General features: G+C 67.6%; 6 protein-coding genes. All 6 read left to right on the top strand.

Annotated elements, in window-relative coordinates; all coding sequences use genetic code 11:
- The coding region (locus VN856_RS25740) for an exodeoxyribonuclease VII large subunit (protein ID WP_325694590.1) at nt 1-280 on the top strand (280 nt) is incomplete at its 5' end.
- Nucleotides 270-497 carry an exodeoxyribonuclease VII small subunit gene (locus VN856_RS25735; RefSeq protein WP_325694588.1) on the top strand — a complete coding sequence of 76 codons (228 nt, stop codon included), beginning with the start codon at nt 270-272 and terminating at the stop codon, nt 495-497. The genes VN856_RS25740 and VN856_RS25735, both read left to right, overlap by 11 nt.
- Before the next feature lie 63 nt (nt 498-560).
- On the top strand, nt 561-1670 hold the full coding sequence (locus VN856_RS25730; RefSeq protein ID WP_325694586.1) for a 3-beta-hydroxysteroid dehydrogenase: 1110 nt from the start codon (nt 561-563) through the stop codon (nt 1668-1670).
- A 95-nt stretch (nt 1671-1765) separates the two neighbouring features.
- Nucleotides 1766-2833: an NAD(P)-dependent oxidoreductase gene (locus VN856_RS25725; RefSeq protein WP_325694584.1), complete on the top strand. Its 1068-nt coding sequence runs from the start codon at nt 1766-1768 to the stop codon at nt 2831-2833.
- Nucleotides 2830-3585: an SDR family NAD(P)-dependent oxidoreductase gene (locus VN856_RS25720; protein WP_325694582.1), complete on the top strand. Its 756-nt coding sequence runs from the start codon at nt 2830-2832 to the stop codon at nt 3583-3585. The genes VN856_RS25725 and VN856_RS25720 overlap by 4 nt, the downstream gene beginning before the upstream one ends.
- Nucleotides 3582-3940: SDR family NAD(P)-dependent oxidoreductase (locus tag VN856_RS25715; RefSeq protein WP_325694581.1), on the top strand; the 359-nt coding region annotated here is incomplete at its 3' end. The genes VN856_RS25720 and VN856_RS25715, both read left to right, overlap by 4 nt.

The following is a 3940-nucleotide window of genomic DNA, read 5'->3' as shown; positions in this document are numbered from 1 at the left end:
CGAAGAGATTCACCGCGCCCGATCCGCGGTCCGCCGGGACATCACCCGACTGATCGACGTGCAGGCCGAGCGCGTCGGTCACCTGTCGGCCCGGCTGGCGACGCTGGGTCCGGCGGCCACCCTGGCCCGCGGCTACGCCGTCGTGCAGACGGTTGGTGCCGCCGGTTCGGCTGCGGTGTTGCGATCCGTTGGCGATGCCCCGGCCGGGACCAGGCTGCGGGTGCGGGTCGGCGATGGCGCGATCGTGGCGACGAGTGAGGGGCCGGCCGATGGCGAGTGACGGAGCTACACCTATTAGTCAGCTCGGGTATGAAAAATGCCGTGACGAGCTGATCGAGGTTGTGCGGCTCCTGGAGCAGGGCGGACTCGACCTGGATGCATCGCTACAGCTGTGGGAAAGAGGCGAACAGCTGGCTAAACGATGCGAGGAGCACTTAGCTGGTGCACGTAAGCGGGTGGCCGACGCGTTGGCCGCCGGCGAGCCTGACGATTCTTGACATCGCAACCATTTCTCGGGAATTTATTCGAAACTGGAACACGTTTCAGTTATTCTCGGCGGCATGATTGAGATTTCTGGAACTTCGCCGACCGCCACGCTGGGCCGAGTGCTCGTCACCGGCGGCTCCGGCTTCGTCGGCGCCAACCTGGTAACCACCCTGCTCGATCAGGGTTACCAGGTGCGATCCTTCGACCGGGCACCCTCCCCACTGCCCGCCCAGCCGGGCCTGGAAGTGCTGCAGGGCGACATCTGCGACCCTGAGATCGTCGCGGGCGCCGTCTCCGGGATCGACACCGTCTTTCACACCGCGGCGCTCATCGAGCTGATGGGTGGCGCGTCGGTCACCGAGGAGTACCGGCAGCGCAGTTTCGCCGTCAACGTCGAGGGAACCAAGAACCTGGTGCGCGCCGCGCAGGCCGCCGGGGTGAAACGGTTCGTCTACACCTCGTCCAACAGCGTGGTGATGGGCGGCAAGCGCATCTCCGGTGGAGACGAGACGTTGCCCTACACCGATCGTTTCAACGATCTCTACACCGAGACCAAAGTGGTGGCCGAGCGATTCGTACTGTCCCAGAACGGAATTGACGGGCTTCTGACGTGTGCGATTCGGCCGAGCGGAATCTGGGGCCGCGGCGATCAGACGATGTTCCGCAAGGTGTTCGAAAGCGTGCTGGCCGGCCACGTCAAGGTGCTGGTCGGCCGCAAGGCCGCCCGTCTGGATAACTCCTACGTGCACAACCTGATTCACGGTTTCATCCTGGCCGCACAACACCTGGTCCCTGGTGGCACCGCGCCCGGGCAGGCGTACTTCATCAACGACGCCGAACCGGTGAACATGTTCGAGTTCACCCGCCCGGTGATCGCGGCATGTGGAAAGCGTCTCCCACGGCTGCGGATTTCCGGCGCCGCGGTGCGCGCGGCGATGCTGGGTTGGCAGCGGCTGCATTTCCGGTTCGGGTTCCCGCCGCCCCTGTTGGAGCCGCTGGCCGTCGAGCGGCTGTATCTGGACAACTACTTCTCGGTCGACAAAGCCGCCCGCGATCTCGGTTATCGGCCGCTGTTCACCACCGAGCAGGCGATGACCGAGTGCCTGCCCTACTACACCGAGTTGTTCGACCAGATGAGAGCCGCCGCCAGTCCCGCACCGGTGGCCGTTGTCGCGACCGCGTAGCCGAATAGACGGCATATTCCGCGTCGGCGTGTAGCGTAATGCGCCATGCACGCCGGCGATGATGCCAAGCGACGCGACGCGAAGGAGCGGCACGGATGACCGCCGAAACTGTGCTCGTGACAGGGGCGTTCGGACTGGTCGGCTCGGAAACCGTGCGACAGCTGATGGTCGATGGTCGTCACGTCATCGCCACCGACGTTGATGTGCCGGCCAATCGCCAAGCGGCTGACCGGATACCGTCCACCGAGGTGCGTTGGGCCGACCTCACCAATCCCGATGCGGTCGGCGCGCTGCTGCGCGAAGTGTCGCCATCGGCGATCATTCACCTGGCGGCGATCATCCCGCCGGTCTGCTACGCCCGCCCGGCCCTGGCCCGTCGGGTCAACGTCGACGCGACGGGATATCTCGTCGACGCCGCCGCCGCACTGCCGGCACCGCCACGCTTCGTCCAGGCCTCCAGCGTCGCGGCCTACGGCGCCCGCAACCCGCATCGCATCAGCGACGTGCTCACCGCAGACACCCCGCTACGGCCCTCGGACATCTACGGCGCCCACAAGGCGGCGGCCGAGAAGCTGGTGCGCGCATCGGGACTGGACTGGGTGGTGCTGCGGCTGGGCGGCGTGCTGACCGCCGAGCCGCGCCTCGACCTTGACCTGGACACCATCTACTTCGAGGCGTCGCTGCCCATCGATGGCCGGATCCAGACCGTCGACGTGCGCGATGTCGCATACGCCTTCGTCGAGGCGACCACCGCACCGGTGCTGGGCGAGACGCTGCTGATCGGCGGCGACGAGTCGCACCGGCTGGTCCAGGGCGACATCGCCCCGTCGATGGCGGCCGCGATCGGGTTGGTCGGCGGAATACCCACCGGCCGCAAGGGTAACCCGAACATCAACGAGGACTGGTTCGGCACCGACTGGATGGACACCACGCGATCCGCGGAAGCCCTGCATTTCCAGCGGATTTCGTGGCCGCAGCTGCTGGCCGACACCGCCGAGCGAATGGGCTGGCGCCGCTACCCGGCGCGGCTCGGCGCCCCGCTGACCCGTGCGCTGCTCAAACGCCGCTCACCGTATTTCCGCTACCCCGGCCGCTACGCCGACCCGTGGGGCGTTATCGAGGCGAAATGGAATGACCCACGACCCGACGGGGGCGACGTATGACTAAACGAACCGCTGTCGTCGTCGGCGGCGCTTCCGGCATCGGCAAGGCAGTCGCCCATGCGCTGGCTATCGACAGCTGCCGGGTGATCGTCGCTGACCGCAACGCCGACGGAGCACGTTCCGTCGCAACCGAACTCGGCGATCCCCACAGCGCCGCTACGGTCGAGGTCACCGACGAGGATTCGGTGCGCGCGCTGTTCGACCAGGCCGGCGCGCTCGACGTCGTCGTCAACACGGCCGGCTACAGCAGCCTCGGGCTGATCACCGAACTGCCCGCCGAAGACTTCCGCTCGGTCGTCGACGTCTGCCTCACCGGCGCCTTCCTGGTGATCAAGCACGCCGCACCGCGACTGGGCAAGGGCGGGGCGCTGGTGTCGATCAGCTCGCTGAACGGGCGCCAGCCCGCCGCCGCGATGAGCGCCTACTGCGCGGCCAAGGCGGGGTTGTCGATGCTGACCCAAGTTGCCGCGCTCGAGCTTGCGCCGCAAGGGATTCGGGTCAACGCGGTCGCACCCGGATTCGTGCACACCCCGCTCACCGAGCCGGCCACCCACATCCCCGGCGTCGTCGACGACTACGTCGAGAATACACCGCTGGGCCGGGCCGGAACTCCCGAAGACATCGCCGACGCCGTGGTGTTCCTGTCCAAGGCGCCGTGGCTGACCGGCGAGGTGCTCGACCTCAACGGCGGTGCGCACATGAAGCGCTACCCCGACCTGATGAGCCACGTGATGAAGCTGGCCGCGCAGTGAGCTCCAGGGCTGCAAGGGCTTTCGCCGGCAAGCACGCCATCGTCACCGGCGCCGGCTCCGGCATCGGCGCCGCGCTGTGCCGTGCACTGGTCGCCGCGGGCGCCGACGTGGTCTGCACCGACGTCGACGGCGCCGCGGCGGCCCGCACCGTCGAGAGCTTGCCCGGTCCCGGGTCAGCGACATCGGCCATCCTCGACGTCACCGACCCGGCCGCGGTGAAGGCCGCCGTCGACGCCGTCGTCGCCCGCGCCGGACGGCTCGACCTGATGTTCAACAACGCCGGAATCGCTTGGGGCGGAGACACCGAACTGCTGACGCTGGAGCAGTGGAACGCCATCATCGACGTCAACATCCG

Source organism: Mycobacterium sp., assembly GCF_035603715.1.
GTDB lineage: Bacteria > Actinomycetota > Actinomycetes > Mycobacteriales > Mycobacteriaceae > Mycobacterium.
The sequence above is the reverse complement of the archived record's forward strand: the minus strand, read 5'-3'. Positions and strand labels throughout refer to the sequence as shown.

Coding starts and splice junctions, on each gene's coding strand:
- VN856_RS25725 (WP_325694584.1), top strand. CDS start 1,766: ATGACCGCCGAAACTGTGCTCGTGACAGGGGCGTTCGGACTGGTCGGC.
- VN856_RS25720 (WP_325694582.1), top strand. CDS start 2,830: ATGACTAAACGAACCGCTGTCGTCGTCGGCGGCGCTTCCGGCATCGGC.
- VN856_RS25730 (WP_325694586.1), top strand. CDS start 561: ATGATTGAGATTTCTGGAACTTCGCCGACCGCCACGCTGGGCCGAGTG.
- VN856_RS25735 (WP_325694588.1), top strand. CDS start 270: ATGGCGAGTGACGGAGCTACACCTATTAGTCAGCTCGGGTATGAAAAA.